This window comes from Lelliottia sp. EB106-05-01-XG201 (assembly GCF_058791735.1).
The window spans coordinates 3209749-3236210 of the sequence record NZ_JBYTDV010000001.1 but is presented as its reverse complement, the minus strand read 5'-3'; the positions used below and the strand labels follow the sequence as shown (position 1 = coordinate 3236210).

Annotated in this window: 26 protein-coding genes; 15 read left to right on the top strand and 11 right to left on the bottom strand. The window is 59.1% G+C overall.

Translation table 11 applies throughout. The annotated features are described in order from the left end of the window. Positions 1-106 precede the first annotated feature (106 nt). The 6 genes from galM to modE form a co-directional block, all read right to left on the bottom strand. Positions 107-1147 (bottom strand): galactose-1-epimerase, encoded by a 1041-nt coding sequence (galM, locus tag AC3WS9_RS15190; protein ID WP_492489151.1) that lies wholly within the window; start codon positions 1145-1147, stop codon positions 107-109. Next, positions 1141-2289 carry a galactokinase gene (gene galK, locus AC3WS9_RS15185; RefSeq protein WP_492489149.1) on the bottom strand — a complete coding sequence of 383 codons (1149 nt, stop codon included), beginning with the start codon at positions 2287-2289 and terminating at the stop codon, positions 1141-1143. Before galK ends, galM begins: the two co-directional genes overlap by 7 nt. A 3-nt stretch (positions 2290-2292) precedes the next feature. Then, on the bottom strand, positions 2293-3339 hold the full coding sequence (galT, locus tag AC3WS9_RS15180; RefSeq protein WP_492489147.1) for a galactose-1-phosphate uridylyltransferase: 1047 nt from the start codon (positions 3337-3339) through the stop codon (positions 2293-2295). Positions 3340-3348: 9 nt separating this feature from the next. After that, positions 3349-4365 (bottom strand): UDP-glucose 4-epimerase GalE, encoded by a 1017-nt coding sequence (gene galE / locus AC3WS9_RS15175; RefSeq protein ID WP_492489145.1) that lies wholly within the window; start codon positions 4363-4365, stop codon positions 3349-3351. Between the two features lie 206 nt (positions 4366-4571). Continuing rightward, positions 4572-6044, bottom strand: coding sequence for a molybdate ABC transporter ATP-binding protein ModF (modF, locus tag AC3WS9_RS15170; RefSeq protein ID WP_285149047.1), 1473 nt, complete (start codon positions 6042-6044; stop codon positions 4572-4574). A gap of 67 nt (positions 6045-6111) precedes the next feature. After that, the gene (modE, locus tag AC3WS9_RS15165) at positions 6112-6900 is read right to left on the bottom strand and encodes a molybdenum-dependent transcriptional regulator (RefSeq protein WP_492489143.1); all 789 of its coding nucleotides are present in this window, start codon (positions 6898-6900) and stop codon (positions 6112-6114) included. Between the two features lie 129 nt (positions 6901-7029). Here modE and AC3WS9_RS15160 point away from each other — a divergent pair, with 129 nt between their 5' ends. The 4 genes from AC3WS9_RS15160 to modC all read left to right on the top strand — a co-directional run bounded on the left by AC3WS9_RS15160 (position 7030) and on the right by modC (position 9881). Further along, complete coding sequence (locus AC3WS9_RS15160; RefSeq protein WP_072241805.1) at positions 7030-7179, top strand: AcrZ family multidrug efflux pump-associated protein; 150 nt, start codon at positions 7030-7032, stop codon at positions 7177-7179. Between the two features lie 178 nt (positions 7180-7357). After that, complete coding sequence (gene modA / locus AC3WS9_RS15155) at positions 7358-8131, top strand: molybdate ABC transporter substrate-binding protein (RefSeq protein ID WP_282492229.1); 774 nt, start codon at positions 7358-7360, stop codon at positions 8129-8131. Further along, positions 8131-8820, top strand: coding sequence for a molybdate ABC transporter permease subunit (modB, locus tag AC3WS9_RS15150; protein ID WP_492489140.1), 690 nt, complete (start codon positions 8131-8133; stop codon positions 8818-8820). Before modA ends, modB begins: the two co-directional genes overlap by 1 nt. Before the next feature lie 2 nt (positions 8821-8822). Continuing rightward, positions 8823-9881: a molybdenum ABC transporter ATP-binding protein ModC gene (gene modC / locus AC3WS9_RS15145; RefSeq protein WP_285149049.1), complete on the top strand. Its 1059-nt coding sequence runs from the start codon at positions 8823-8825 to the stop codon at positions 9879-9881. Here the strand turns inward: modC and AC3WS9_RS15140 are convergent, their stop codons facing one another. Next, a complete protein-coding gene (locus AC3WS9_RS15140; protein WP_492489138.1) occupies positions 9882-10700 on the bottom strand; it encodes a pyridoxal phosphatase in 819 nt (272 codons plus the stop codon). Positions 10701-10828: 128 nt separating this feature from the next. Here AC3WS9_RS15140 and pgl point away from each other — a divergent pair, with 128 nt between their 5' ends. Both pgl and tisB read left to right on the top strand, forming a co-directional pair. Next, the gene (gene pgl / locus AC3WS9_RS15135) at positions 10829-11824 is read left to right on the top strand and encodes a 6-phosphogluconolactonase (protein ID WP_285146574.1); all 996 of its coding nucleotides are present in this window, start codon (positions 10829-10831) and stop codon (positions 11822-11824) included. Between the two features lie 436 nt (positions 11825-12260). Next, positions 12261-12350: a type I toxin-antitoxin system toxin TisB gene (gene tisB / locus AC3WS9_RS15130; RefSeq protein WP_282492235.1), complete on the top strand. Its 90-nt coding sequence runs from the start codon at positions 12261-12263 to the stop codon at positions 12348-12350. Positions 12351-12402: 52 nt separating this feature from the next. On the opposite strand, the gene AC3WS9_RS15125 is transcribed toward tisB, so the two are convergent. Continuing rightward, on the bottom strand, positions 12403-13686 hold the full coding sequence (locus AC3WS9_RS15125) for a putative acyl-CoA thioester hydrolase (protein WP_492489135.1): 1284 nt from the start codon (positions 13684-13686) through the stop codon (positions 12403-12405). Positions 13687-13910: 224 nt separating this feature from the next. Between AC3WS9_RS15125 and hutI the strand changes: the two genes are divergently transcribed. From hutI to hutH, 5 genes are all read left to right on the top strand, one after another. Continuing rightward, positions 13911-15134, top strand: a complete 1224-nt coding sequence (gene hutI, locus AC3WS9_RS15120; protein WP_492489133.1) for an imidazolonepropionase — start codon at positions 13911-13913, stop codon at positions 15132-15134. Then, entirely contained in the window at positions 15131-16069 is a 939-nt protein-coding gene (gene hutG, locus AC3WS9_RS15115) for a formimidoylglutamase (RefSeq protein WP_492489132.1), read from the top strand. Before hutI ends, hutG begins: the two co-directional genes overlap by 4 nt. Before the next feature lie 17 nt (positions 16070-16086). Then, positions 16087-16821, top strand: a complete 735-nt coding sequence (locus tag AC3WS9_RS15110; protein ID WP_492489130.1) for a histidine utilization repressor — start codon at positions 16087-16089, stop codon at positions 16819-16821. Between the two features lie 127 nt (positions 16822-16948). Then, complete coding sequence (hutU, locus tag AC3WS9_RS15105; RefSeq protein WP_492489128.1) at positions 16949-18634, top strand: urocanate hydratase; 1686 nt, start codon at positions 16949-16951, stop codon at positions 18632-18634. Continuing rightward, positions 18634-20154, top strand: a complete 1521-nt coding sequence (hutH, locus tag AC3WS9_RS15100) for a histidine ammonia-lyase (RefSeq protein ID WP_492489126.1) — start codon at positions 18634-18636, stop codon at positions 20152-20154. Before hutU ends, hutH begins: the two co-directional genes overlap by 1 nt. An 83-nt stretch (positions 20155-20237) precedes the next feature. On the opposite strand, the gene AC3WS9_RS15095 is transcribed toward hutH, so the two are convergent. Then, a complete protein-coding gene (locus AC3WS9_RS15095) occupies positions 20238-20714 on the bottom strand; it encodes a kinase inhibitor (protein ID WP_282492244.1) in 477 nt (158 codons plus the stop codon). Between the two features lie 69 nt (positions 20715-20783). After that, positions 20784-22073: an adenosylmethionine--8-amino-7-oxononanoate transaminase gene (gene bioA, locus AC3WS9_RS15090; protein ID WP_492489124.1), complete on the bottom strand. Its 1290-nt coding sequence runs from the start codon at positions 22071-22073 to the stop codon at positions 20784-20786. An 88-nt stretch (positions 22074-22161) separates the two neighbouring features. On the opposite strand from bioA, the gene bioB reads away from it, so the two are divergent. Genes bioB through bioD form a run of 4 tightly spaced genes read left to right on the top strand, consistent with a single transcriptional unit; the run spans position 22162 to position 25774 of the window. Continuing rightward, a complete protein-coding gene (gene bioB / locus AC3WS9_RS15085) occupies positions 22162-23190 on the top strand; it encodes a biotin synthase BioB (RefSeq protein WP_492489122.1) in 1029 nt (342 codons plus the stop codon). Beyond that, the gene (gene bioF / locus AC3WS9_RS15080) at positions 23187-24341 is read left to right on the top strand and encodes an 8-amino-7-oxononanoate synthase (protein WP_492489120.1); all 1155 of its coding nucleotides are present in this window, start codon (positions 23187-23189) and stop codon (positions 24339-24341) included. Before bioB ends, bioF begins: the two co-directional genes overlap by 4 nt. Beyond that, positions 24325-25080, top strand: a complete 756-nt coding sequence (gene bioC, locus AC3WS9_RS15075) for a malonyl-ACP O-methyltransferase BioC (RefSeq protein WP_492489119.1) — start codon at positions 24325-24327, stop codon at positions 25078-25080. The genes bioF and bioC overlap by 17 nt, the downstream gene beginning before the upstream one ends. After that, positions 25073-25774 carry a dethiobiotin synthase gene (gene bioD / locus AC3WS9_RS15070; protein ID WP_492489117.1) on the top strand — a complete coding sequence of 234 codons (702 nt, stop codon included), beginning with the start codon at positions 25073-25075 and terminating at the stop codon, positions 25772-25774. Before bioC ends, bioD begins: the two co-directional genes overlap by 8 nt. Here bioD and AC3WS9_RS15065 read toward each other — a convergent pair. After that, entirely contained in the window at positions 25737-26459 is a 723-nt protein-coding gene (locus tag AC3WS9_RS15065) for an ABC transporter ATP-binding protein (RefSeq protein WP_492489115.1), read from the bottom strand. The two genes, bioD and AC3WS9_RS15065, sit on opposite strands and share 38 nt — an antisense overlap. Positions 26460-26462 lie beyond the last annotated feature (3 nt).

The window sequence follows — 26462 nt, the reverse complement described above, 5'->3', positions numbered from 1 at the left end:
TATTTTCAGCGATGCGGACAAAAAAAAAGCCCTCAGGACGAGGGCCGTGATGTAGTTTTCCGGAGGATCCGTAGGTCGGGTAAGCGAAGCGCCACCCGACATGGTGTCAGCGCGCAGTAAACTGGTATTCCGTCACGCTCACATACTCCTGCCCCGGACGCAGCACGCAGTCCGGCTGTGGCCACTCATTATGGTTAGGGCTGTCTGGCAGGAACTCGCTTTCCAGCGCCATTCCCTGCCAGTCGCTGTAATCACCTTCCTCGCGAGCCGGTGTTCCACCGAGGTAGTTCCCGGAGTAGAACTGCAGTGCAGGCGCGGTGGTGTACACCGTCATCTGTAGCTTTTCGTCGGCGGACCACACCTGCGCGGCGGGCTGAGCCACATCGCCTTTGGCTTGCAGCAGAAACGCGTGATCGTAGCCTTTTACCTTGCGCTGATGATCGTCGCTGAGGAAATCCTGGGCGACGGTTTTCGCGCTGCGGAAGTCAAAGCTGGTACCCGCCACGGCCTTCAGCCCTTCAAACGGAATACCCATCTCATCGACCGGCAGATAGGCATCAGCGAGGATTTGCAGCTTATGGTTGCGCACGTCAGACTGATCGCCGTCGAGGTTGAAGTAGGCGTGGTTGGTCATATTGACCGGGCACGGCTGGTCGACCGTCGCACGATATTCGATGCTGATACGGTTATCGTCCGTCAGACGGAAGAGGGCGGTCGCGGACAGATTGCCAGGGAAGCCCTGATCGCCGTCGGCGGATTCCAGCGCAAACAGCACTTCGCAGTCGTTCTGTTGCACGATGCGCCAGCGACGTTTGTCGAAACCGTCCGGGCCGCCGTGCAGCTGGTTTTCGCCCTGGCTTGGGGCAAGGACATACTCTTTGCCATCAAGCGTGAAGCGGCTTTTGGCGATACGGTTCGCATAGCGCCCGACGGAGGCGCCAAGATAAGCCGCCTGATTAACATACTGTTCTGGCGATGCGCAGCCGAGCAGGGTTTCGCGCACGCTGCCATCCGGCATTGGCACGCGGGCGGAAAGCAGAGTTGCGCCCCAGTCCATCAGCGTGACCACCATGCCCGCGCTGTTGCGCAGGGTCAGCAGGCGATACGACAGACCATCAGGGGCGAGGGTTGGCGTTTCGTTTAGCACTGTCCGGCTCCTTGGGTTGCTTTGCAGACATAGAAGGTTTCTTTGATGCCCGTTTTGGCTTCGTACTCTTTGGCAACGGCATCCTGAACTGCAGGGACCAGCTCTTCCGGGATCAGCGCCACGATGCAGCCACCGAAGCCGCCGCCGGTCATGCGCACGCCGCCTTTCTCACCGATGGTCGCTTTCACGATTTCCACCAGGGTATCGATCTGCGGCACAGTGATCTCGAAATCATCGCGCATGGAGGCGTGGGACTCTGCCATCAGCTCGCCCATGCGTTTCAGATCGCCTTTCTCCAGTGCAGAAGCCGCTTCCACGGTGCGGGCGTTTTCGGTCAGAACGTGACGGACGCGTTTCGCGACAATCGGGTCCAGCTCGTGCGCCACTTTATTGAATTCATTCAGGGTGACGTCGCGCAGCTTAGGCTGCTGGAAGAAGCGCGCACCGGTTTCGCACTGTTCGCGGCGGGTGTTGTACTCGCTGCCGACCAGGGTACGTTTGAAATTACTGTTGATAATGACCACCGCCGCGCCTTTCGGCAGGGAAACGGCTTTGGTGCCGAGCGTGCGGCAGTCGATCAGCAGGGCGTGCTCTTTTTTACCGAGCGCAGAAATCAGCTGATCCATAATCCCGCAGTTACAGCCGACGAACTGGTTTTCCGCTTCCTGGCCGTTCAGCGCGATTTGCGCGCCGTCCAGCGGCAGATGATAAAGCTGCTGGAACACGGTGCCGACCGCCACTTCCAGCGAGGCGGAAGAGCTCAGGCCCGCGCCCTGCGGAACGTTGCCGGTGATCACCAGATCCGCGCCGCCGAAGTTTTTGTTGCGCTTCTGCAGATGTTTGACCACCCCGCGCACATAGTTCGACCACTGCTGAGTGTCGTGGGCGACAATCGGCGCATCGAGGGAAAACTCGTCGATCTGATTATCGTAATCGGCGGCGATCACGCGCACCATACGGTCATCGCGTTTGGCGCAGCTGATCACGGTCTGATAGTCGATCGCGCAAGGCAGGACGAAACCGTCGTTGTAATCGGTGTGCTCACCAATCAGATTGACGCGGCCAGGAGCCTGAATCGCGTGGGTGGCAGGGTAGCCGAATTTTTCAGCAAACAGGGATTGTGTTTTATCTTTCAGATTCATTTATTAGACTCCTGATTCGCGGTAATGGACATCGCTGACGGCGCGCAGGCGTTCCGCCGCCTGTTCTGCCGTCAGATCGCGCTGGGTTTCTGCCAGCATCTCGTAGCCCACCATAAATTTACGCACCGTCGCGGAACGCAGTAGCGGCGGATAAAAATGGGCATGTAACTGCCAGTGCTGATTCTCTTCGCCGTTGAACGGCGCGCCGTGCCAGCCCATGGAATAGGGGAAAGAGCACTGGAACAGATTGTCATAGCGGCTGGTCAGTTTTTTCAGCGCCAGGGCCAGATCGTCACGCTGGGCATCGCTCAAATCGGTGATGCGCAGAACGTGTGCTTTCGGCAGGAGCAGCGTCTCGAACGGCCACGCCGCCCAGTACGGTACCACGGCCAGCCAGTGCTCGGTTTCGACGACCGTACGACTGCCGTCTGCCAGCTCGCGCTGCACGTAATCCGCCAGCAGAGATGACTGGTTTTCGTCGTAATAGGCCTTTTGCAGACGATCTTCGCGCTCGACTTCATTCGGCAGGAAGCTGTTCGCCCATACCTGGCCGTGCGGGTGCGGGTTGGAGCAGCCCATCGCCGCGCCTTTGTTTTCGAACACTTGTACCCACGGATACTCCTGACCCAGTTCGGCGGTCTGCGCTTGCCAGGTGGTGATCACGTCGGTGAGCGCGCTCAGGCTCAGCTCCGGCAGCGTTTTGCTGTGATCCGGCGAGAAGCAGATCACCCGGCTGGTGCCGCGCGCGCTTTCGCAGCGCATCAGCGGATCGGCACTTTCCGGGGCATCCGGTGTGTCGGTCATCAGCGCGGCGAAATCGTTGGTAAACACATAAGTGCTTTTGTAGTCCGGATTTTTATCGCCGGTGACGCGGGTATTGCCCGGACAGAGGAAGCAGTCCGGGTCATGCTGAGGCAGCGTCTGTTTCGCAGGCGTCTCTTGCGCGCCCTGCCACGGGCGTTTGGCGCGATGCGGAGAGACCAAAATCCATTGCCCGGTTAACGGGTTATAACGCCGATGCGGATGATCGACGGGGTTGAATTGCGTCATGTCGGATCCTTAATCCGGATAGCCCTGAGGATGGCGTGACTGCCAGTGCCAGGTATCCTGTGCCATTTCATCCAGCGTGCGAGTCACACGCCAGTTCAGCTCTTTATCGGCTTTGGAGGCATCTGCCCAGTAAGCGGGAAGATCGCCGTCGCGGCGCGGGGCGAAGTGGTACGCCACCGGTTTGCCACATGCTTTGCTGAAAGCGTTGACCACGTCCAGCACGCTGCTGCCGACGCCTGCGCCGAGGTTATAGATATGCACGCCGGGTTTATTCGCCAGCTGCTGCATCGCGGCTACGTGACCGTCGGCCAGATCCATCACGTGGATGTAGTCGCGCACGCCGGTGCCATCTTCAGTCGGGTAGTCGTTGCCGAAAATCGCCAGCGAATCGCGACGGCCCACGGCCACCTGAGCGATATAGGGCATCAGGTTATTCGGAATGCCCTGCGGATCTTCACCCATATCGCCTGACGGATGCGCGCCCACCGGGTTGAAATAGCGCAGCAGCGCGATGCTCCAGTCCGGCTGCGCTTTTTGCAGGTCGGCCAGAATCTGCTCCACCATCAGCTTGCTTTTGCCGTACGGGCTTTGCGGCGTACCGGTCGGGAAGCTTTCGACGTAAGGGATTTTCGGCTGGTCGCCGTACACGGTGGCGGAAGAGCTAAAGATGAAGTTTTTCACGTTGGCGGCGCGCATCGCGGAGATCAGACGCAGCGTCCCGTTTACATTGTTATCGTAGTATTCGAGAGGCTTCGTGACGGATTCACCGACCGCTTTCAGGCCAGCGAAGTGGATCACCGTATCGATGGCGTGATCGTGAAGGATTTCGGTCATCAGCGCTTCGTTGCGGATATCGCCTTCCACAAAGGTGGGCTGTTTTCCGGCCAGACGCTCAATGACGGGCAGCACGCTGCGCTTACTGTTGCACAGGTTGTCGAGGATGATGACATCGTGGCCATTTTGCAGCAGTTGCACACAGGTATGACTTCCAATGTAACCGCTACCACCCGTTACCAGAACTCGCATATTTCGCTCCATTAGGCTTATGGTATGTAATAACCATAGCATAACAGAGACGTGAAAAGTGTGACATGGGATAAAATAGTGGAATCGGTTACACTGAATCACACAGACAATTTCACAACGAATCAGCGCATTGTAAATCAAAGAGATAGCAATGTATTGCTGCCAGTTATCTGAAAAAGAGGGCCGTAGCCCCTTTAAGAGGATGCTCAGTCAATGCGGCTTAACGCATAGCGATAACCTTCGCCATCAGGCACAAACTCCAGACGGTGGGTAATGCAGGCGGGGGCATCTTCTGCGTGGTGTGAAACGAACAGCAGCTGGGTTTCGCCTTCGCTAATTAAGACGTCGACAAAGCGGCGAATCAGCTGGCGGTTGAGGGGATCGAGCCCCTGCAGCGGTTCGTCCAGAATGAGTAGCGTAGGGTGTTTCACCAGCGCGCGCACGATCAGCGCCAGACGCTGCTGCCCCCACGACAAGCTATGGAACGGCGCATCCGCCACGCGTTTATCCATTCCCAGAATATCCAGCCACTGCTGCGCCAGCTTGTGCTGCTTGTCGGAGACCGCCTGATAAATGCCAATCGAATCAAAATACCCCGAGAGAATAACGTTGCGCACCGTCGTGCTGACGCGGTAATCGAGGTGCAGGCTGCTGCTGACGTAGCCGATATGCTTTTTGATATCCCAGATGGTCTCCCCGCTGCCGCGACGACGGCCAAACAGGGTCAGATCGTTGCTGTAGCCCTGGGGATGATCGCCGGTAATCAGGCTCAGCAGGGTCGATTTCCCCGCGCCGTTGGGGCCGGTGATCTGCCAGTGCTCGCCCGGATTCACCGTCCAGCTTAACTGGTCGAGGATCGGACGATCGTTGTAGGAGACGGTGCCGTTTTTCAGCTCGATGCGCGGCTGGTGGCTCTCCAGCAAATGCCGCGCTGAAGGGGCATCGGGTTCCGGAAGCGCAATCCCGTCGAGCTTTTCGCTGTGCGCCAGCTGGGCAATCAGCGCCTGCTGGAGCAGCGCGTCTTTCTCGCCGGTTTCGGTCAGTGAGCAGTCCGCCAGCACGCCCGCGTACTGCACAAAATCCGGGATTTCATCAAAGCGGTTAAGCACCAGCACCAGGGTATAACCTTGCTGATTCAGCGTGGCGAGCAGGGTGGCCAGCTGCGCGCGGGAGAGCACGTCCAGGCCGTCGAAGGGCTCGTCGAGGATCAGCAGGTCCGGCTCGTTCATCAGCGCCTGGCACAGCAGGGTTTTGCGCGTTTCGCCGGTGGAGAGGTATTTGAAGCGTCGGTCCAGTAGGCCGGTGATCCCGAACAATTCCGCCAGATCCCGACAGCGGGCGTCGTCTTTTCTCTCGTCCTGAATGATCTCCGCGGTGGTGCGGCCGGTATCCTCTTCACCAGGGCTGAGCAGGTCGGTGTTATTGCGTTGCCACTCGTCGCTGACCAGCTTTTGCAGCTGTTCGAACGAGAGGCGCGTCACGCGCTGAAAACTGCACTGGCGTTCACCCTTTAGCTGAGTGAGTTCGCCCGCCAGGGCGCGGGCCAGCGCAGACTTGCCGCTGCCGTTGGTACCAACAAATGCCCAGCTTTCGCCAGCGCGTAAAGTTAAGTCGGGCAGTGAGAGGGTTCGGGTGTCGCTAAGACGAAACGTGCCTTGCGAAATTTGCAATGATGACATGAGTTATCCCATTTTTTGCAGCGATATGCATCAGGGATACCCACTGTCGTTCTGTTTGTCAACGCACTTAGCACAACGTGGCGATAATCACCCGGTCGGCGTTGAAATATGCGGTGACTTGCGCGCCTTGCGTTAAATCTTCTGCATCGGCCAACGGAACCGTGGCGCACAACTCTTGCCCGTCGGGCAGCGTCATCAGCACTTCGCACTGCTCCTCGCCGCGCGCGATATGGCTTATCGCCCCCTGCAACTGGTTATCGGCCTCTTTCGCCTGATTCGCGTCCAGCGTGATATTCACCCACGGCGCTTTGAGCAGCACCAGCACCTCTTTGCCTTCGTCCAGCCCCAGTCGCTCGCCGCTCTGCGCGGTAATCGCCACTTTGAGGCGCGTGGTGCCGTCGGCCAGCAAAATATCGACATGCTGCTGCACCTGATCATGATCGCGCGCCGTCACCGTGCCAAACCACTGGTTGCGGGCGCTGGTTTGCAATGAGAAGCGGGAGATGGCCGCCAGCAGGCTGTCGAGGGGCAGGGCGTCGTCATCGCTCAGCACGTCGAAGGCTTTTTGCTGAATTTGCGCCAGCAGATCGTAGAGCTGAATCAGGCGCTGGCCGTAGCGCGTGAGAATCGCACCGCCGCCGCCTTTGCCGCCCGTGGCGCGGTCGACCAGGGTCTGCTCGCTCAGGGTGTTCATCTCGTTGATGGCGTCCCAGGCACTCTTATAGCTGATGCCTGCATTCTTCGCGCCCTGGCTAATTGAGCCCGTTTGTTCTATCTGTTTAAGCAGGGCGATACGACGCGGATCGGCGAAAAGCTTCTGCTGAAGTCGAAGGGTAAGGAGAATTTCGGCCTGCATAAGACGGTGTCCTGGCAAAAAGCGTATTGTGACCCAATTGCCTGACAGCGCAAAGCCTACCGCACAAAAGGGGATGTTTTTCTGACTTTTCAGGTTAGAATACGTCCTTCACAGAGTCAGGAGAACACCATGTTAGAGTTGTTGAAAAGTCTGGTATTCGCCGTGATCATGGTACCCGTAGTGATGGCCATCATCCTCGGCGCCATCTACGGCTTAGGTGAAGTGTTCAACGTCTTTTCGAACATCGGTCATAAAGACCAGCCTAAAAAGCAGCATTAATTCCTCCCAAAACGCCCGGCTAGCCCGGGCGTTTTGCTCTCAAGTTTCTTCTTCTCCCGCCGATAGTATTCTCAGAATCAGCTTTGTTTACCCCTTAAACGGTACGATTTAACGCTAGGTTATCCTTACAGTTATCGTTATATTTATAAATATATAACGACACTCACAGGAGCTACAAATGGCACGCACATGGTTACGCCTTTTCGCAGGGGCAACACTGACACTCTCCGTCGCCGGACATGCACTGGCTGATGAAGGTAAAATCACGGTCTTTGCGGCGGCGTCGCTGACCAACGCGATGCAGGACATTGCGGCGCAGTACAAAAAAGAGAAAAACGTCGATGTTGTCTCTTCCTTTGCCTCGTCCTCAACCCTGGCGCGCCAGATTGAAGCCGGAGCGCCTGCGGATCTGTTTATTTCTGCCGATCAGAAATGGATGGATTATGCGGTAGAGAAAAAATCGATCGACACGGCCACCCGTGAAACCCTGCTGGGTAACAGCCTGGTGGTGGTCGCGCCAAAAGCCAGCGCGCAGGGCGAGTTCACCATCAACAAAGAGACCAACTGGACCAGCCTGCTGAAAGACGGCCGTCTGGCTGTCGGTGATCCGGATCACGTTCCGGCGGGTATCTACGCGAAAGAAGCGCTGCAAAAACTGGGTGCGTGGGATACATTGTCACCGAAACTGGCTCCGGCTGAAGACGTGCGCGGCGCTCTGGCGCTGGTGGAGCGCAACGAAGCCCCGCTGGGCATTGTGTACGGTTCCGATGCGGTTGCCGGTAAAGGGGTGAAAGTGGTCGCGACCTTCCCGGAAGACTCGCACAAGAAAGTGGAATACCCGATCGCCATTGTTGATGGACATAAAAATGCGACGGTCAGCGCCTTTTACGACTATCTGAAAGGGCCTGAAGCGTCAGCCATCTTTAAACGTTACGGATTTACGACTCACTAATGATATTGACCGATCCCGAATGGCAGGCCGTGCTGCTGAGCCTGAAAGTCTCTTCCCTGGCAGTTGCCTTTAGTTTGCCCTTTGGGATCTTCTTTGCCTGGCTGCTGGTTCGCTGCCAGTTTCCGGGCAAAGCCCTGCTCGACAGTATTCTCCATCTTCCTCTCGTGTTGCCGCCGGTAGTGGTCGGTTACTTATTGCTGATTGCAATGGGGCGACGCGGTTTTATCGGCCAGTATTTGTACGGCTGGTTCGGCCTGACGTTTGCCTTTAGCTGGCGCGGTGCGGTACTGGCGGCGGCGGTGATGTCCTTCCCCTTAATGGTACGGGCCATTCGTCTGGCGCTGGAAGGCGTCGACATTAAACTCGAGCAAGCGGCGCGCACGCTCGGTGCCGGGCGCTGGCGGGTGTTTTTCACCATCACGCTGCCTCTTACGCTGCCGGGCATTATCGTCGGCACGGTGCTGGCATTTGCCCGTTCCCTTGGCGAATTCGGCGCGACCATTACCTTCGTCTCAAACATTCCCGGTGAAACCCGCACCATTCCGTCGGCGATGTACACCCTGATTCAGACGCCGGGCGGGGAAGGGGCTGCCGCGCGGCTGTGCATTATCTCCATTGTGCTGGCGCTGGTGTCGCTGCTGATTTCTGAATGGCTGGCGCGTCTGAGCCGCGAGCGGATGGGGAAATAATCATGCTGGAACTCAACTTTAGCCAGACGCTGGGCAACCACTGCCTGACGCTCAACGAAACGCTGCCTGCATCCGGGATCACCGCCGTCTTTGGCGTGTCGGGCGCGGGGAAAACCTCGCTCATCAATGCCATCAGCGGGCTGACGCGTCCGCAGACGGGCCGGATTGTGCTCAACGACCGCGTGCTGCACGACGTTGAAAAGAAGATTTACCTGGCGCCTGAAAAACGCCGCGTCGGCTATGTTTTCCAGGATGCGCGGCTGTTCCCGCACTACAAAGTGCGTGGCAATCTGCGCTACGGCATGGCGAAAAGCATGGCCGGGCAGTTTGATAATCTGGTCAATCTACTCGGCATTGAGCCATTGCTGGAGCGCCTTCCGTCGTCACTCTCGGGCGGTGAAAAACAGCGTGTCGCGATTGGCCGCGCGCTGTTAACCGCGCCGGAATTGCTGCTACTAGATGAACCCCTGGCCTCGCTGGATCTCCCGCGTAAGCGCGAGCTGTTGCCTTATCTCCAGCGTCTGGCGCGCGAAATCAACATTCCGATGCTGTACGTCAGCCATTCGCTGGATGAGATCCTGCATCTGGCGGACAACGTACTGGTGCTGGAAAGCGGTAGCGTGAAAGCCTTTGGCCCGCTGGAAGAGGTGTGGGGCAGTAGCGTCATGCATCCGTGGCTGCCGAAAGAGCAGCAGAGCAGTATTCTGAAGGTCAGCGTGCTGGAGCATCATCCGCACTACGCCATGACCGCGCTGGCGCTGGGCGATCAGCATCTGTGGGTCAATAAGATCGACAAGCCGCTGCAATCCGCACTGCGCATCCGCATTCAGGCGTCTGACGTTTCCCTGGTGCTCCAGCCACCGCTGCAAACCAGCATCCGCAATATTCTGCGTGCGAAAGTGGCGCAATGTCTGGACGATAACGGGCAGGTGGAAGTGCAGCTGGAAGTGGGCAGCAGAAAGCTGTGGGCGCGCATCAGCCCGTGGGCCAGGGATGAGCTGGGCATCAAACCTGGCCTGTGGCTTTACGCGCAGATCAAGAGCGTCTCAATTACCACCTGATCACAGCAGGTGGGTATAAATGTACTGCGCGATGCTGTCGGTGGTGTTGTCACCAATCACCACGTTGGCGCGCGCTTTCACCGCATCGTCGGCATTGCCCATCGCTACGCCGGTTCCGGCGGCTTCGAGCATGCTGATGTCGTTGTAGTTATCCCCGAAGGCGATAACGTCTTTCATCGACCCGCCCTGAGATTCGACAAACTGCGTCAGACGCTTGCCTTTGCTGTTGCCTTTGCGCGCGATATCCACCTGATCGTGCCATGACCATTCACACTCAAGGCCCAGCGTCTGTTCAACGTGTTTCGCGAACGCGTTCAGTTTGCCGGTGTCTTCGTCGGTCAGGGCAAATTTCCAGATGGCCTTCACATCAGTTGCAGCCTGACGCAGAGAGGAGACCTGGGTAAAGACCGGACGCTGCGCTTCGGGCAAAGAGAGCGCCCAGTTGCTGGTGCGGGTCACGTGGCCGGTTGGGCGCTCATACATCATCGCATCATCCACATACATCAGGCCGTGAATGGCGTGCTCATCCAGCAGATCAATCAATTGCAGCGCCTGAGTCGAGGGCAGCGAATCGGCCTGGAGAACCTTTTTTGCATGATAATCATACAAATAAGTGCCATTACAACAAATTGCAGGTGTATCTAACGCCAGTGCCTGATAAAAAGGATGAATGGCAACGTGATGTCGACCGGTAACGATCAAGAGTTGATATCCCGCTTCCTGAGCACGCTTGAGTGCTTCGAGGGAGGAGGGAAGCAGGGTTTTTTGCGGGGTTAACAGCGTACCGTCTAAATCCAGAGCAATCACACGCGAGGTCATTTGTTCTTCCGGGTTAATATTGAATTTAAGGTCTTAGGGGATGGTACACCGAGAGACGTGGCCCACAAAATACCAGGCTAAAATTCAGCATTCACCGTTAAATTTACGCGCAGTGGAGAGGAGTAGTCATGAAACAAACCGTTTATACCGCCAGTCCTGAGAGCCAGCAGATCCACGTCTGGCGTTTGAATGCGGAAGGCTCGCTCACGCTGGTGCAGGTGGTTGATGTGCCGGGACAGGTGCAACCGATGGTGGTCAGCCCGGATAAACGTTTTCTGTATGTCGGCGTGCGCCCTGAGTTTCGCGTGCTGGCCTACCGCATTGCGCCGGACGATGGCGCATTGACCTATACCGCCGAAGCGCCGCTGCCGGGCAGCCCGACGCATATCTCTACGGATCGCAAAGGCCAGTTCATCTTCAGCGGTTCTTATAATTCTGGCTGCGTGAGCGTTACGCCTCTGGTCGATGGTCTTCCGCAGGGGACCGTGGACGTCGTCGAAGGGCTGGAAGGTTGCCACTCGGCGAATATCTCCCCGGACAACCGCACCCTGTGGGTTCCGGCGCTGAAACAGGACCGTATCTGCCTGTTCACCCTGAGCGACGACGGTCATCTGGCCGCGCAAACTCCGGCAGAGATTACCACCGTGGAAGGCGCAGGTCCGCGTCACATGGTGTTCCACCCGAATCAGCAGTACGCCTACGTGGTGAACGAGCTGAACAGCTCTGTCGATGTGTGGGAACTGAAGGATCCGAAAGGCCAGATTGAGCGCGTTCAGACGCTGGACATGATGCCGTCTGACTTCACCGACACCCGATGGGCGGCGGATATTCATATCACCCCAGACGGTCGCCATCTCTACGCCTGCGATCGTACTTCCAGCCTGATCACCATTTTCAGCGTCTCGGAAGATGGCAGCGTGCTGGCCATCGAAGGCTTCCAGCCGACCGAAACCCAGCCGCGCGGCTTTAATATCGACAACAGCGGCAAATTCCTGGTGGCGGCGGGACAGAAATCCCACCACATTGCGCTGTATGAAATCAAAGGCGAGCAGGGGCTGCTGGAAGAGAAAGGACGCTATGCCGTCGGCCAGGGGCCAATGTGGGTGGTGATTAACGCGCACTAAGTGGCGTAAAAGCAAAAAAACCTCGCGGATGCGAGGTTTTTTTATGCCCGGTGGTAGCCGGAAAGCACGTCAATATTACCAACACGACGATATTAATCCTTGCTGCCCGGTATGTAAAATCGATTGATTAATAACTCAGGACATTGTGCCGGCCTCAGAAATCTATCTGTCTGATTTTAAGCGCTGGAAAGGCAAAACCTTTATAAATTCCTAATTAACATTAACTGGGTTTATATACAGTTTTTAACGGGTATACTTCGTGGCGTTGGTTTGGTGTGTAGCAGTTCCGCAATTCAGGGATCATTTCAAGTCCTGGCTGGCGGGTGGTGCCGTCAGTGCCTTAACTGCGGAGCACGTCAATAATTACCAACAACTACGGGTGACAGGCAGCGGAAAGGTAAGCCGGTAGAAGTGCTCTATACCAAAGGAGTGGCGTATGAGCGGTGTGGAATGGACGATCCTGTTCCTGCAACTCATGGTTGCGATTATGCAACTGCTGGATGCGTATCTTAAACTAAGAGCCTGACGCATTCAGTCGCAGCAAAAAGGGGGATAATTATCCCCCTTTTGCTTATCTCTTACTGCTTCGGCTCAGCAACCACTTTGCTACCCAGACCGCGGTTGTTGTATTCCCACATGCGGTTGAAGTTCGCGTCGTTCAGATTGCGCTGCACGTTCCCTTTATCATCCATCGCACCGGTATTACCAGAGTACGGACGTTTGGAGATCGCCGCGTCGGCCCATGGTTTAGCCATGTTGAAGCCTTCGTTGATCACGCTGTCGCGGATCACGACCTGCCCGTTAGTGGCTGAGTCGATATCCAGCGAACGGCCCAACTGCGCCACGCCGTCACCGGATGCGGTGAAACGGCTGTTCACGGCCAGGAAGCCGTAGAACATGTTGGACAGCGTTGCCGGCGCAAACACGTAACCTTCCTGCTGCGTGCGGGAGTTCACCACGCGGAACTCAGTGTTATCAAACACCACTGCGCCACGACCGGAGACGATATCCACATCACCTTCGATATAGCTGTTGGTGACCTGAGTACGGGTCAGACGGTTATTCTGCAGGGCATTTTGCACGCCGCTGTTGGTCACGAAGAAGGTGTTCTGGCGACCGAGAACGTTCACGTTGTTGATCTGCACTTTGTCGCCGTCAGTACGCAGGGCAACCGCCTGATGGTTACCCGCATCCACGCTGTCACCCAGGGTGTTCTGGATGGTCAGGTTCTGCAGCTGCAGGCCGTTGTTCTGTGACCAGAATACTGCCGAGCACATCATGCCGACCGTCGCGGTCTGCTTGCTCTGGCAATTGTCGAACATGTACCACGCCGGTTTGCCTGGCATGTATTTCCCGGCCGGGTTCACCAGATGACGCCAGGTGTTACGGTCGATTTCAGAATCGATCGCCAGACCAATTTTCACGTCGATCGCTTTTTCACCGGTACCGTAAATGGTGATGCTGCCCGGTGCGGCAGGAACGTAGACCGTCCCTTCATACTCGCCTGGCAGGATTGCGATGTACTGGCGTGATGCGCTGTGCTTAGTAATCGCGGCGTCAACGGCAGCCTGAATGCTGGTGTGCGTCACGCCCTGGGTGCCTGCCGGGCCAACCACGAAGTTAGGCTGCGCAGGGATGCTAATAGAAGACGGTGTCCACGGAGCCGCGTTCGGGTCCATGGCAGAGTAATAATGCGCCGCGGTGAAGTTCTTCGCTTCACCAGCAGACAAAATTGGGCGAGAGCCGGTGCCTGGCGCAGCCTGCTCGGATGGCAGCTGGTCAGGTGGAGTTGAGCTGCACGCGGACAATGTCACGCCAAAGGCGAGTGCCAACGCCAGACGAGAAATCCTGGAAATGTTCAAGGGAAAGCTCCTTGCTTCACGAGTCTTAACGGGATGATCGAAATAGCCTGCTTTTTTATACTAAGTTGAGCGAAACGGGAAGATGAAAAGCTAAAAAGTTGCATATTTCACCCGCGCCCGGCGGGGAAGTCGTCACAAATAAATAACAATTTCCGTAAAGCGGGTTGACACAGGCAAACGAATGAAAATAAATGTCTATACAACCCATGACAAGCGGAACACCTATGCAGCAGCTTCATCCCGACGATGTCCTTTGGCGTAACGCACGGCTGGCGACCATGAACCCTGAGGAGCCAGAACCTTACGGGCTGCGCGAAAAGGTGGCGCTGGTTGTGCGCGGCGAGACGATTGTAGCGATCGACCCTGAATCGGAGCTCCCGGCGACGCATGCGCATCAGGTCGATCTCGAGGGGCGTCTGGTCACGCCGGGCCTGATTGATTGCCACACCCATCTGGTGTTTGGCGGCGATCGCGCGGCGGAGTGGGAGCAGCGCCTGAACGGCGTATCCTATCAAACCATTAGCGCCCAGGGCGGTGGGATCAATTCCACTGTTTCCGCCACGCGTGAAAGCGAGTCGCAAACGCTGCTAAAACGAGCGGAACAGCGCCTGCATCGCCTGATGCAGGAGGGCGTGACGACGCTGGAGATTAAATCGGGTTACGGACTCAACGCGCAGAGCGAAGAGAAAATGCTGCGCGTCGCGCAAACGCTGGCGCAAAACCATCCGGTGGAGATCAGCCCGACGCTGCTCGCCGCCCACGCCGTGCCGAAAGAGTATCGTCAGGATCCGGATGCGTACATCACACTGGTCTGCGAGCAGATCATGCCGACTCTCTGGCGCGAAGGGTTGTTTGAAGCCGTGGACGTGTTCTGCGAAAACGTCGGCTTTACGCCGCCACAAACCGAGCGGGTGTTTCAGGCCGCCGCTGCGCTCGGCATTCCCGTTAAAGGCCACGTGGAGCAACTGTCCAATCTGGGCGGCGCGGCATTAGTCAGCCGCTATCACGGCTGGTCTGCCGATCATATTGAGTATCTCGATGACGCAGGCGTGAGTGCGATGGCACACAGCGGCACGGTGGCGGTATTGCTGCCCGGCGCGTACTACTTCTTACAGGAACGCCAGCGCCCGCCGGTTGAACAGCTGCGAAAGCAGGGCGTGCCGATGGCTGTCGCGACGGATTACAACCCTGGCACCAGCCCGTTTGCCAGCCTGCATCTGGCGATGAACATGGCCTGCGTGCAGTTTGGTCTCACGCCGGAAGAGGCGTGGGCTGGCGTGACGCGTCACGCCGCGCAGGCGCTGGGGCGCGGGGCTACTCACGGTCAGTTAAAGGAAGGTTTCGTCGCTGATTTCATTGTCTGGGACGCCGAACGTCCGGTGGAGATGGTGTATGAGCCGGGGCGTAATCCGTTGTATCAGCGCATATTCCGAGGGAAAGTCTCATGAAACTCTGGCGGCCCACTTCGCCTGACATCTGGCAAGGGCGTGACGACAGCGCTGAGGCCCGCAACGCGCTGCGCCTCTACCAGACCCTTGCTCAGACCGGGCATTTTGCCCCCAAACATTCAGGCATTGCGCTGATAGGATTCGAATGCGATGCCGGTGTGAAACGCAACCACGGCAGGACCGGCGCGGCACAAGCCCCGGATGTGCTGCGCAAAGCGCTGGCCAATATGGCAAGCCACAGCGGGCACGACAATATTACCGATATGGGCACCATCACCGTTGAAGGCGACCAGCTGGAAGTTGCCCAGCGCGCGCTAAGTGACGCGGTGCAAGCCTGCCAGCAGTCGGGCATGCACACCCTGGTCTTCGGCGGCGGGCACGAAACGGCCTGGGCGCACGGTCGCGGGGTACTGGATGCCTTTGCGCAGGAGCGGGTGTTAATCATCAATCTCGACGCGCACCTCGATCTGCGCAAGGCAGAGCACGCCACGTCGGGCACGCCGTTCCGCCAGCTGGCGTTGTACTGCGAAGAGCAAAACCGTGAATTTCAGTACGCCTGTTTTGGCGTCAGCCGGGCGGCGAATACCCAGGCGCTGTGGGAGGAGGCGGCCCGTCTGCACGTCACCCTGGTGGAAGATCTCGATTTTCGCCGCGAGGCGTTACCCGCGCTGGAAAAGGTGCTGGCGCAGGCCGATCGCGTCTACCTGACTATCGATCTCGACGTCCTGCCTGCGGGAGAAATGCCGGCCGTTTCCGCCCCGGCGGCGCTCGGCGTTCCGGCCCTGGATCTTCTGCCGGTCATCGGCGAGATCTGCCGCAGCGGAAAACTCCAGGCGGTCGATTTAGTCGAATTTAACCCAACCTACGATCGCGACGGACAGGGCGCACGGCTTGCCGCGCGTCTGGCCTGGCAAATTGCTCACTGGTGGGCATAAAAATTTAAGGAGTTACGATGTTTTCACGCTCACCGAATCCGCCCACCGGCGCACCCGCACCTTTCTATGAAAAGGTAAAACTGGCTATCAGCGAGAAGATCGCCACCGGCGTCTGGCAGCCCCACGATCGCATTCCTTCCGAGGCCGAGCTGGTGGCGCAGTTTGGCTTTAGCCGCATGACCATCAACCGCGCCCTGCGCGAACTCACCGACGAGGGCCTGCTGGTGCGTTTGCAGGGCGTCGGGACCTTTGTTGCCGAGCCGAAAGGGCAGTCGGCGCTGTTTGAAATTCGCAGCATCGCCGACGAGATCGCCGCGCGCAATCATCAGCACCACTGCGAAGTGCTGGTGCTCGAGGAGACCCAGGCCAGCGCCGAGCAGGCGGTTGAGCTGAATGTCAAAGAGGGGGCGCGGATTTTTCACTCGGTGATGGTGCATTTTGAGAACGACATTCCGGTGCAAATTGAGGATCGCTGCGTCAACGCCGACCGGGTGCCCGACTATCTGCAGCAGGATTACACCCAAACCACGCCCCACGCCTGGCTATCGCAGGTCGCGCCGCTGACGGAGGGGGAGCACATCGTCGAAGCGGTGCGCGCCACGCCGCAGGAGTGCGAACTGCTGCGCATTAAAGAGCATGACCCGTGCCTGCTGATCCGCCGCCGCACCTGGTCTTCCGGGCAGATTGTGTCGCACGCCAGACTGTTATTCCCTGGCAGCCGATACCGCCTGCAAGGCCACTTTATGTCATAAGTTTTGAAAGCGTGATAGCTAACACAATATAACAAAATTGTATCTTTATTGTTAAATCCGACCTTGTGCGGGGTTGTCTATACAAGTATATCTGTTTGTATATTCCATCCCGTATGAGGACCACACAATGTCGTCAGGTAAATACCGTCAGCAGGATGTCCGCGCCCCGCGCACCACCACGCTCACCGCCAAAAGCTGGCTCACCGAAGCGCCGCTGCGCATGTTGATGAACAACCTCGATCCCGACGTCGCCGAAAACCCGCACGAGCTGGTGGTGTACGGCGGCATCGGTCGCGCAGCGCGGAACTGGGAATGCTACGACGCCATTGTGGAAGCGCTCACTAATCTCGAAATCGACGAAACCCTGCTGGTGCAATCCGGTAAACCGGTCGGGGTGTTCAAAACCCATAAGAATGCGCCGCGCGTGCTGATCGCCAACTCGAACCTCGTCCCGCACTGGGCAACCTGGGAACACTTCAACGAACTGGACGCCAAAGGGCTGGCGATGTACGGCCAGATGACCGCGGGCAGCTGGATCTACATCGGCAGCCAGGGCATCGTGCAGGGCACCTACGAAACCTTCGTCGAAGCCGGGCGTCAGCACTACAACGGCTCCCTGAAAGGGCGCTGGGTCCTGACCGCCGGGCTGGGCGGAATGGGCGGCGCGCAGCCGCTGGCGGCGACGCTGGCGGGCGCTTGCTCACTCAACATCGAATGCCAACAAAGCCGCATCGATTTCCGCCTGCGCACCCGCTATGTCGATGAACAGGCCGATAATCTGGATGACGCTCTGGCGCGCATTCAGAAATATACCTCCGAAGGTAAAACCGTGTCGATCGCCCTGTGCGGCAACGCGGCGGATATCGTCCCGGAACTGGTGGTGCGCGGCGTTCGCCCGGACATGGTGACCGACCAGACCAGCGCCCACGATCCGCTCCACGGCTATCTGCCGAAAGGCTGGACGTGGGAAGCGTATCAGCAAAAATCCCAGAGCGACCCGGAAGGGACGGTGCTGGCCGCCAAACGCTCGATGGCGGAGCATGTGTCGGCGATGCTGGCCTTCAGCAAGATGGGCGTGCCGACCTTCGACTACGGGAACAACATTCGCCAGATGGCGAAAGAGATGGGCGTGGAAAACGCCTTCGACTTCCCCGGTTTTGTCCCGGCTTATATTCGCCCGCTGTTCTGTCGCGGTATCGGTCCGTTCCGCTGGGTGGCGCTCTCCGGCGACCCGGAAGATATCTACAAAACCGATGCCAAAGTGAAAGAGATCGTCGCCGACGATGCGCATCTGCACCACTGGCTGGACATGGCCCGCGAACGCATTAATTTCCAGGGGCTGCCGGCGCGTATCTGCTGGGTGGGCCTCGAGTGGCGGCAAAAACTCGGCCTGGCGTTCAACGAAATGGTGCGCAGCGGTGAAGTTTCCGCGCCGATTGTTATTGGCCGCGACCACTTAGATTCCGGCTCGGTCGCCAGCCCGAACCGTGAAACCGAAGCCATGCAGGACGGCTCCGACGCGGTCTCCGACTGGCCGTTACTCAACGCCTTATTGAATACCGCCAGCGGCGCGACCTGGGTGTCACTGCACCACGGCGGCGGCGTGGGGATGGGCTTCTCGCAGCATGCGGGGATGGTGATTGTTTGCGACGGCACCGACGAAGCCGCCGCGCGCATTGCCCGCGTACTGCACAACGACCCGGCGACAGGCGTGATGCGCCATGCCGATGCGGGGTATGACATCGCGATTGACTGTGCGAAAGAGCAGGGACTGAACCTGCCGATGGTCGCCGCCACACAAGGAAAACACTGATGAATTCACTGACTATCACCCCCGGTGCGCTGACTTTTGCTCACCTGCGCAGCGCCTGGCGTCAGCCGGTGACGCTAAAACTGGATGAAACCGCCCATCAGGCGATCAACGAAAGCGTCGCCTGCGTCGAAGCCATTGTCGCCGAAGACCGCACGGCCTACGGGATTAACACCGGTTTCGGCCTGCTGGCCCAGACCCGCATCGCCACCCACGATCTGGAAAACTTGCAGCGCTCGCTGGTGCTGTCGCACGCGGCAGGCGTCGGCGAACCGCTGGATGACGAGATCGTGCGCCTGATGATGGTGCTGAAAATTAACAGCCTGGCGCGCGGTTTTTCCGGCATCCGCCTGAGCGTGATTCAGGCGCTGATCGCCCTGGTCAACGCGCAGGTCTATCCGTGGATCCCGGCCAAAGGTTCCGTTGGTGCATCAGGCGATCTGGCTCCGCTGGCGCATATGTCGCTTCTGCTGCTGGGCGAAGGCAAAGCGCGCTGGCAGGGGCAATGGCTGCCTGCCAAAGAGGCATTGCAAAAAGCCGGATTAGAGCCGATTACGCTCGCGGCGAAAGAGGGACTGGCCCTGCTGAACGGCACTCAGGCGTCCACGGCGTTTGCCCTGCGCGGTCTGTTCGAAGCCGAAGATCTGTTTGCTTCGGCGGTGGTGTGCGGTGCGCTGACCACTGAAGCGGTGCTCGGCTCGCGTCGTCCGTTTGATTCGCGCATTCACGAGGTTCGCGGTCAGCGTGGGCAAATTGACGCGGCGGCGATGTACCGCCACGTGCTTACCGATACCAGCGCGATTGCCGACTCGCATCACAACTGCGAGAAAGTGCAGGATCCTTACTCCCTGCGCTGTCAGCCGCAGGTGATGGGCGCGTGTCTGACGCAAATCCGTCAGGCCGCCGAAGTGCTGCTGGTGGAAGCCAATGCCGTTTCCGATAATCCTCTGGTCTTCGCCGAGCAGAACGAAGTGGTCTCCGGCGGGAACTTCCACGCGGAGCCGGTGGCGATGGCCGCCGATAATCTGGCGCTGGCGATTGCCGAAATCGGCGCACTTTCCGAGCGTCGTATCGCCCTGATGATGGATAAACACATGTCGCAGCTGCCGCCGTTCCTGGTGCGCAACGGCGGAGTCAACTCCGGGTTTATGATTGCCCAGGTGACCGCCGCCGCGCTGGCGAGCGAGAACAAAGCCCTGTCGCACCCGCACAGCGTCGACAGCCTGCCGACGTCTGCCAATCAGGAAGACCATGTGTCGATGGCGCCTGCCGCCGGGCGTCGTCTTTGGGAGATGGCGTACAACACGCGCGGCGTGATTGCAGTCGAGTGGCTGGCGGCAGTGCAGGGGATCGATCTGCGCGAAGGTCTCAAATCCAGCCCGCTGCTGGAGCAGGCGCGGCAAAACCTGCGTGAACACGTGACGCACTATGACGACGACCGCTTCTTTGCGCCGGATATTGATAAGGCGATGGAACTGCTGAGTAAGGGGAGTCTGGTCGGATTATTGCCTGCGATATTGTAAAAAACGCCCGGTGGCGCTGCGCTTACCGGGCCTACAAAGCACGACGGTAGGCCGGGTAAGGCGAAGCCGCCACCCGGTTTTTTTCACGAATACATCGCCGTAATCGACGCACTGCCCAGCGTATGGAAATGCACGTTAAAGCCCACCATCGCGCCGCTCGCGCCTTCATCCACGTCAATCTTCTCAACGTCCAGCGCGTGCACGGTGAAAATATAGCGGTGCGTTTCGCCTTTTGGCGGTGCCGCGCCACCGTATCCCGCTTTGCCGAAATCGGTGCGGGTTTGAATAGCCGCGTCTGGCAGCGCCACCAGATCGGAGCCGGAGCCCTGCGGCAGCACGCGCGTGTCGGCCGGGAGGTTGGCGACGATCCAGTGCCACCAGCCGGAACCGGTCGGTGCGTCCGGGTCATAGCAGGTCACGACAAAACTCTTGGTCCCCGGCGGAACCTCGTCCCAGGCCAGGTGCGGCGAAATATTATCGCCCTGATAGCCCATACCGTTAAATACGTGACGCTCGGGCAATTTCTCACCGTCGCGCAGATCCTGACTGAAAATCTTCATACGATTTCTCCTCGGTAGCGGTGCAAAAAGTGTAAACCATCCACAGCATACCGAGGCTAAGGCGTTGGGTTAAATCGCAAAATGTGCGGGAATGTTAACGGCCTCGACCACCGCGCGGGTCAGTTTGTGCAACTGCTGCGGGGTAATGATGTACGGCGGCATCAGATAAATCAGTTTGCCGAACGGGCGCACCCACACGCCGCGCTCTACAAAGAAACGCTGCAATGCCGCCATGTTGACCGGGTGTGTCGTTTCGACCACGCCAATCGCCCCCAGCACGCGCACATCGGCGACAAATTCAGAATTTGCCGCGCTCGCCAGTTCGCGGGTGAGCTGTGATTCAATTGCCGCCACCTGCGCCTGCCATTCGCCACTCTCCAGAATCGCCAGACTTTCGCTGGCGACCGCGCAGGCCAGCGGATTCCCCATAAAGGTCGGGCCGTGCATAAAGCAACCCGCTTCCCCGTCGCTGATGGTGTCGGCCACGTGGCGCGTGGTCAGCGTCGCGGAGAGGGTCATGGTGCCGCCCGTCAGGGCTTTGCCGAGGCACAAAATATCCGGCGCGATGCCCGCATGTTCACAGGCAAACAGCTTACCGGTGCGACCAAACCCGGTGGCGATTTCATCGGCGATCAGCAGGATACCTTCGCGGTCACACATCTTACGAATGCGTTTTAGCCACTCCGGATGGTATATGCGCATCCCGCCCGCGCCCTGAACCACCGGCTCCAGAATCACGGCGGCGATCTCGTGGCGATGGGCTGCCATCAGTCGGGCAAAGCCGACCATGTCCATCTCGTTCCATTCGCCGTCAAAACGGCTCTGCGGCGCCGGAGCAAACAGGTTTTCCGGTAGATAGCCCTGCCACAGGCTGTGCATGGAGTTATCCGGATCGCAGACCGACATCGCGCCGAAGGTGTCGCCGTGGTAGCCGTTGCGGAAGGTCAGGAAACGCTGGCGCGGATCGCCTTTCGCCTGCCAGTACTGCAGCGCCATTTTCATCGCCACTTCCACCGCCACCGAACCCGAATCGGCGAGGAAAACGCATTCCAGCGATGCCGGAGTCATGGAGACCAGACGACGACACAGGTCAATCGCCGGCTGATGGGTGATCCCGCCAAACATCACGTGGGACATCTGGTCAATTTGCGTTTTCATCGCCGCATTCAGGCGCGGATGGTTGTACCCGTGGATGGTCGCCCACCAGGAGGACATCCCGTCGACCAGCGTTTCGCCGGTCGCCAGATGCAGTTCGCACCCGCGCGCCGAGGCGACCGGATAGACGGGTAACGGCTGGGTCATGGAGGTGTAGGGGTGCCAGATATGCTGCTTGTCGAAGGCGAGATCGTCCTGGGTCATAATCGACTTGTAAACCATTTTGAAAAGTTTTAGGTTTACGAGTATAAACCGAACCCACAATGAACTAAACCCCTTTTGGAGAAGCCCGATGGCTAATCACCCGCGCTGGACAATGTCGCAAGTCACCGAATTATTTAACAAACCTTTCCTCGAACTGATGTTCGAAGCCCAGCAAATCCACCGTCAGCACTTCGATCCGCGCCACGTGCAGGTCAGCACGCTGCTGTCGATCAAAACCGGTGCCTGCCCGGAAGACTGCAAATATTGCCCACAAAGTGCGCGCTATAAAACCGGGCTCGAAGCCGAGCGTCTGATGGAAGTTGATCAAGTCCTCGACTCGGCACGGAAAGCAAAAAACGCCGGTTCGACCCGCTTCTGTATGGGTGCAGCGTGGAAAAACCCGCATGACCGTGACATGCCGTATCTCGAGCAGATGGTGCAGGGCGTGAAAGCCATGGGTCTTGAAGCCTGCATGACCCTCGGCACGCTGAACGAAACCCAGGCGCAGCGCCTGTCGGCGGCAGGCCTGGACTACTACAACCACAACCTCGACACCTCGCCGGAATTCTACGGCAACATCATCACCACCCGAACCTATCAGGAGCGCCTGGACACCCTCGATAAGGTGCGCGACGCGGGAATTAAAGTCTGTTCCGGCGGGATCGTGGGCTTAGGCGAAACGGTGAAAGATCGCGCGGGCCTGCTGTTGCAGCTGGCGAATTTGCCGACCCCTCCGGAAAGCGTGCCGATCAACATGCTGGTGAAGGTCAAAGGTACGCCAATGGCGGATAACGACGATGTGGATGCGTTTGATTTTATCCGCACCATCGCCGTGGCGCGCATCATGATGCCGACCTCGTTCGTGCGCCTCTCCGCTGGCCGCGAGCAGATGAGCGAGCAGACCCAGGCGATGTGCTTCATGGCGGGCGCCAACTCGATTTTCTACGGCTGCAAACTGCTGACCACGCCAAACCCGGAAGAGGACAAAGACGTCCAGCTGTTCCGTAAGCTGGGGCTGAATCCGCATCAGACCGAGGTGCTGTCGGGGGATAACGAGCTGGAAGAGCAGCTTTTCAACGCCGACACCGAACAATATTACAACGCGGCAGCCGTATGACCTGGCAGCAGCGCATTGACGCCGCCCTTGAAGAACGCCGGGCGGCGGACGCGTTTCGCACCCGCACGGCGGTTGAAGGCGGCGGTCGCTTTCTGATCCGCGATACGCGTCGGTTCTGCAATTTTTCGAGCAACGATTATCTGGGCATAAGCCAGCATCCGGCGGTTATCCGCGCCTGGCAGCAGGGAGCGGAAAGCTGGGGCGTCGGCAGCGGCGGATCGGGGCATGTGACGGGCTATACCACCGCGCATCAGGCGCTGGAAGAGCAGCTTGCCGACTGGCTCGGCTACCCGCGCGCGCTGCTCTTTATCTCCGGTTTTGCCGCCAATCAGGCGCTCATTGCCGCTCTGATGGGCAAAGAGGATCGGATTGTGGCTGACCGCTTGAGCCACGCCTCGCTGCTCGAAGCCGCCAGTCTTAGCCCGGCGCAGCTGCGTCGGTTTGCCCACAACGACGCCACTCAGCTCAATACGTTGCTGGCGAAATCCTGCGACGGGCAACAGCTGGTGGTGACCGAAGGGGTGTTCAGCATGGACGGCGACAGTGCGCCGCTGGCAGAGCTGCACGCCGCCGCGCGGGAGCACAACGCCTGGCTGCTGGTGGATGACGCCCACGGGATTGGCGTGCTCGGCGAGGAAGGGCGCGGGAGTGCCGCCAGCCAGGGTGTCAAACCGGAGCTGCTGATTGTGACCTTTGGCAAAGGGTTTGGCATCAGCGGTGCGGCGGTGCTGTGCAGCGAATCCGTCGCGGATTACCTGCTGCAGTTCGCCCGGCATCTGATCTACAGCACCAGCATGCCGCCCGCCCAGGCGGTGGCGCTGCAGGCCGCGCTGCAAGTTATTCGCAGCGACGAGGGGGAAGATCGTCGGCAAACCCTGGCGGCGCATATCCAACGCTTCCGGGCAGGCGTTCGCGAGCTGCCCTGGCGGATGACCGACTCGCAAAGCGCCATTCAGCCGCTGATCGTCGGCGAGAACAGCCGCGCGTTACGCCTGGCGCAGCAGCTTCGCGATCGCGGTATGTGGGTCACGGCGATTCGTCCGCCGACGGTTCCTGCGGGCACCGCGCGTCTGCGTCTGACTCTGACCGCCGCGCATCACACCCAGGACATCGACGACTTACTGGAGGCGCTACATGACGCCGGTGAATAAGCAGGCCATCGCCTCGGCCTTCGGGCGCGCGGCGCAGAGCTACTCTCAGCACGATGAGTTGCAGCGCCGCAGCGCCCGAGGGCTGAAAACGTTTCTTGGCGAAGGACGATTTAACGCCGTGCTGGATGCGGGCTGCGGCCCTGGCGCGAACAGCCGTGCCTGGCGCGAGGCGGGCAGCCATGTGACGGCCCTCGATCTCTCGCCGCAGATGCTGGAACAGGCACGCTATCAGCAGGCGGCGGACGATTATCTGGTGGGCGATATCGAAGCCATTCCACTGCCGGACGCGCAGTTTGACCTCGTCTGGAGTCATCTGGCGGTGCAGTGGTGCGCCAGTCTCCCGCAGGCGCTGCGCGAACTCTGTCGGGTGACGCGCCCCGGCGGAACCGTCGCCTTTACGACGCTGCTGGCCAACTCGCTGCCGGAGCTGAATCAGGCCTGGCGCGCGGTGGATGAACAGCCGCACGCCAACCGTTTTTTATCTGAGCAGGCGGTGAAGGATGCTCTGGCGGGGTGGCGCTACCGGGCCACCACGGAGGTCATCACGCTTTCCTTCAGCGATGCCCTGAGCGCCATGCGCTCCCTGAAAGGCATTGGTGCTACCCATCTGCACGGCGGACGGGGGCGCAAACCGCTGACGCGCGGAGAACTCACGCGCCTCGAACTGGCGTGGCCGCGCGAGCGGGGCGAGTTCCCGCTCTCTTATCAACTTTTTCATGGGATTATCGAACGTGACTGAACGTTATTTTGTCACCGGCACCGACACCGAAGTCGGTAAAACCGTCGCCAGCTCGGCGCTGCTGCAGGCGGCGCGTTTGCAGGGATTCACCACCGCCGGGTACAAACCGGTAGCGTCCGGCAGCGAGATGACGGCGGAAGGCCTGCGCAACTCGGACGCGCTGGCGCTGCAGCGCCACAGCACGCTTACGCTGGCTTATGAGGAGGTGAATCCATACACCTTCGCCGAGCCGACGTCGCCGCACATCATTAGCGCCGACGTGCAGCGCCCGATTGAATTCCCGGTGCTCTCTGCGGGCCTGCGCGCGCTGGAGCAGAAAGCGGAATGGGTACTGGTCGAAGGGGCGGGCGGCTGGTTTACGCCGCTCTCAGACCGTCAGACCTTCGCCGACTGGGTGCAGGACGAACAGTTGCCGGTGATCCTCGTCGTCGGCGTCAAACTGGGCTGTATCAATCACGCCATGCTCACGGCGCAGGCGATCACCCAGGCCGGACTGCGCTTCGCAGGCTGGATTGCCAACGACGTGGTCGCGCCGGGAAAACGTCATCAGGAGTATCTCGCCACGCTGCAACGCGTGCTTCCTGCGCCGTTCCTCGGGGAAATTCCGTGGCTGGCTGACGGCGCTGAACAGGCCGAGACCGGCCAGTATCTGGATCTCAGCGCCTTGCATCCCGCGACATCCAGTGCGCAATAAGCGCCTCATCCAGCTCGTTAACGTGGCCCTGGGCCACGTTACGGCCGCGATACAGCACGCAAAAACGATCCGCTACCCGGCGGATAAACGACAGCTGCTGCTCCGCTAACAGGACCGTCATCCCCAGCTCGCGACTTAAACGCATCAGCAGCTGCGCCAGCTTATGGGCAAACGTGGTTCCCGTGCCGTGCAGCGGCTCATCCAGAATCAGCAGGCGAGGGCGAGTGATGAGTGCATTGGCGAGAGCGAGCTGGTACTGCTCCTCGGGCGACATGCCCGTCGCACGCGCGTGGCGTAGCGGCCAGAGCTGGGGGAACAGGGCGTAAATTTCACCGCTCGCACCGGCATCCGGTGCGCCTTTGGCGCGCATTGCCACGTGCAGGTTCTCCTCGACGGTGAGCTGCGAGAAAATCCGCCTGTCCTGCGAAACATAGCCAATCCCCGGCATCGCGCACTGCGTCGGTGCAGCGTTGCGCAAATCGCACGGTGGTGCGCCCGCTTCATGCCAGATAATGGTGCCACTTTCTATCGGTAACTGACCGGTGATGCAGTTGATCAGCGTCGTTTTGCCCATTCCCGGCAGCCCGATAACGCCCGTGCACATCCCCGGCGGCAAATCCAAATCCACATTCCACAGCGTGTGCTGGCTTCCATAGAACTGATTAACAGCGCGCAGACTTAACATAAT

Bases quoted from the DNA above. Each gene is read 5' to 3' on its own strand.
- galK (WP_492489149.1), bottom strand. From the start codon at position 2,289: ATGAATCTGAAAGATAAAACACAATCCCTGTTTGCTGAAAAATTCGGC.
- galT (WP_492489147.1), bottom strand. From the start codon at position 3,339: ATGACGCAATTCAACCCCGTCGATCATCCGCATCGGCGTTATAACCCG.
- galE (WP_492489145.1), bottom strand. From the start codon at position 4,365: ATGCGAGTTCTGGTAACGGGTGGTAGCGGTTACATTGGAAGTCATACC.
- modF (WP_285149047.1), bottom strand. From the start codon at position 6,044: ATGTCATCATTGCAAATTTCGCAAGGCACGTTTCGTCTTAGCGACACC.
- modE (WP_492489143.1), bottom strand. From the start codon at position 6,900: ATGCAGGCCGAAATTCTCCTTACCCTTCGACTTCAGCAGAAGCTTTTC.
- AC3WS9_RS15160 (WP_072241805.1), top strand. From the start codon at position 7,030: ATGTTAGAGTTGTTGAAAAGTCTGGTATTCGCCGTGATCATGGTACCC.
- modA (WP_282492229.1), top strand. From the start codon at position 7,358: ATGGCACGCACATGGTTACGCCTTTTCGCAGGGGCAACACTGACACTC.
- modB (WP_492489140.1), top strand. From the start codon at position 8,131: ATGATATTGACCGATCCCGAATGGCAGGCCGTGCTGCTGAGCCTGAAA.
- modC (WP_285149049.1), top strand. From the start codon at position 8,823: ATGCTGGAACTCAACTTTAGCCAGACGCTGGGCAACCACTGCCTGACG.
- AC3WS9_RS15140 (WP_492489138.1), bottom strand. From the start codon at position 10,700: ATGACCTCGCGTGTGATTGCTCTGGATTTAGACGGTACGCTGTTAACC.
- pgl (WP_285146574.1), top strand. From the start codon at position 10,829: ATGAAACAAACCGTTTATACCGCCAGTCCTGAGAGCCAGCAGATCCAC.
- tisB (WP_282492235.1), top strand. From the start codon at position 12,261: ATGAGCGGTGTGGAATGGACGATCCTGTTCCTGCAACTCATGGTTGCG.
- hutI (WP_492489133.1), top strand. From the start codon at position 13,911: ATGCAGCAGCTTCATCCCGACGATGTCCTTTGGCGTAACGCACGGCTG.
- hutG (WP_492489132.1), top strand. From the start codon at position 15,131: ATGAAACTCTGGCGGCCCACTTCGCCTGACATCTGGCAAGGGCGTGAC.
- AC3WS9_RS15110 (WP_492489130.1), top strand. From the start codon at position 16,087: ATGTTTTCACGCTCACCGAATCCGCCCACCGGCGCACCCGCACCTTTC.
- hutU (WP_492489128.1), top strand. From the start codon at position 16,949: ATGTCGTCAGGTAAATACCGTCAGCAGGATGTCCGCGCCCCGCGCACC.
- hutH (WP_492489126.1), top strand. From the start codon at position 18,634: ATGAATTCACTGACTATCACCCCCGGTGCGCTGACTTTTGCTCACCTG.
- AC3WS9_RS15095 (WP_282492244.1), bottom strand. From the start codon at position 20,714: ATGAAGATTTTCAGTCAGGATCTGCGCGACGGTGAGAAATTGCCCGAG.
- bioA (WP_492489124.1), bottom strand. From the start codon at position 22,073: ATGACCCAGGACGATCTCGCCTTCGACAAGCAGCATATCTGGCACCCC.
- bioB (WP_492489122.1), top strand. From the start codon at position 22,162: ATGGCTAATCACCCGCGCTGGACAATGTCGCAAGTCACCGAATTATTT.
- bioF (WP_492489120.1), top strand. From the start codon at position 23,187: ATGACCTGGCAGCAGCGCATTGACGCCGCCCTTGAAGAACGCCGGGCG.
- bioC (WP_492489119.1), top strand. From the start codon at position 24,325: ATGACGCCGGTGAATAAGCAGGCCATCGCCTCGGCCTTCGGGCGCGCG.
- AC3WS9_RS15065 (WP_492489115.1), bottom strand. From the start codon at position 26,459: ATGTTAAGTCTGCGCGCTGTTAATCAGTTCTATGGAAGCCAGCACACG.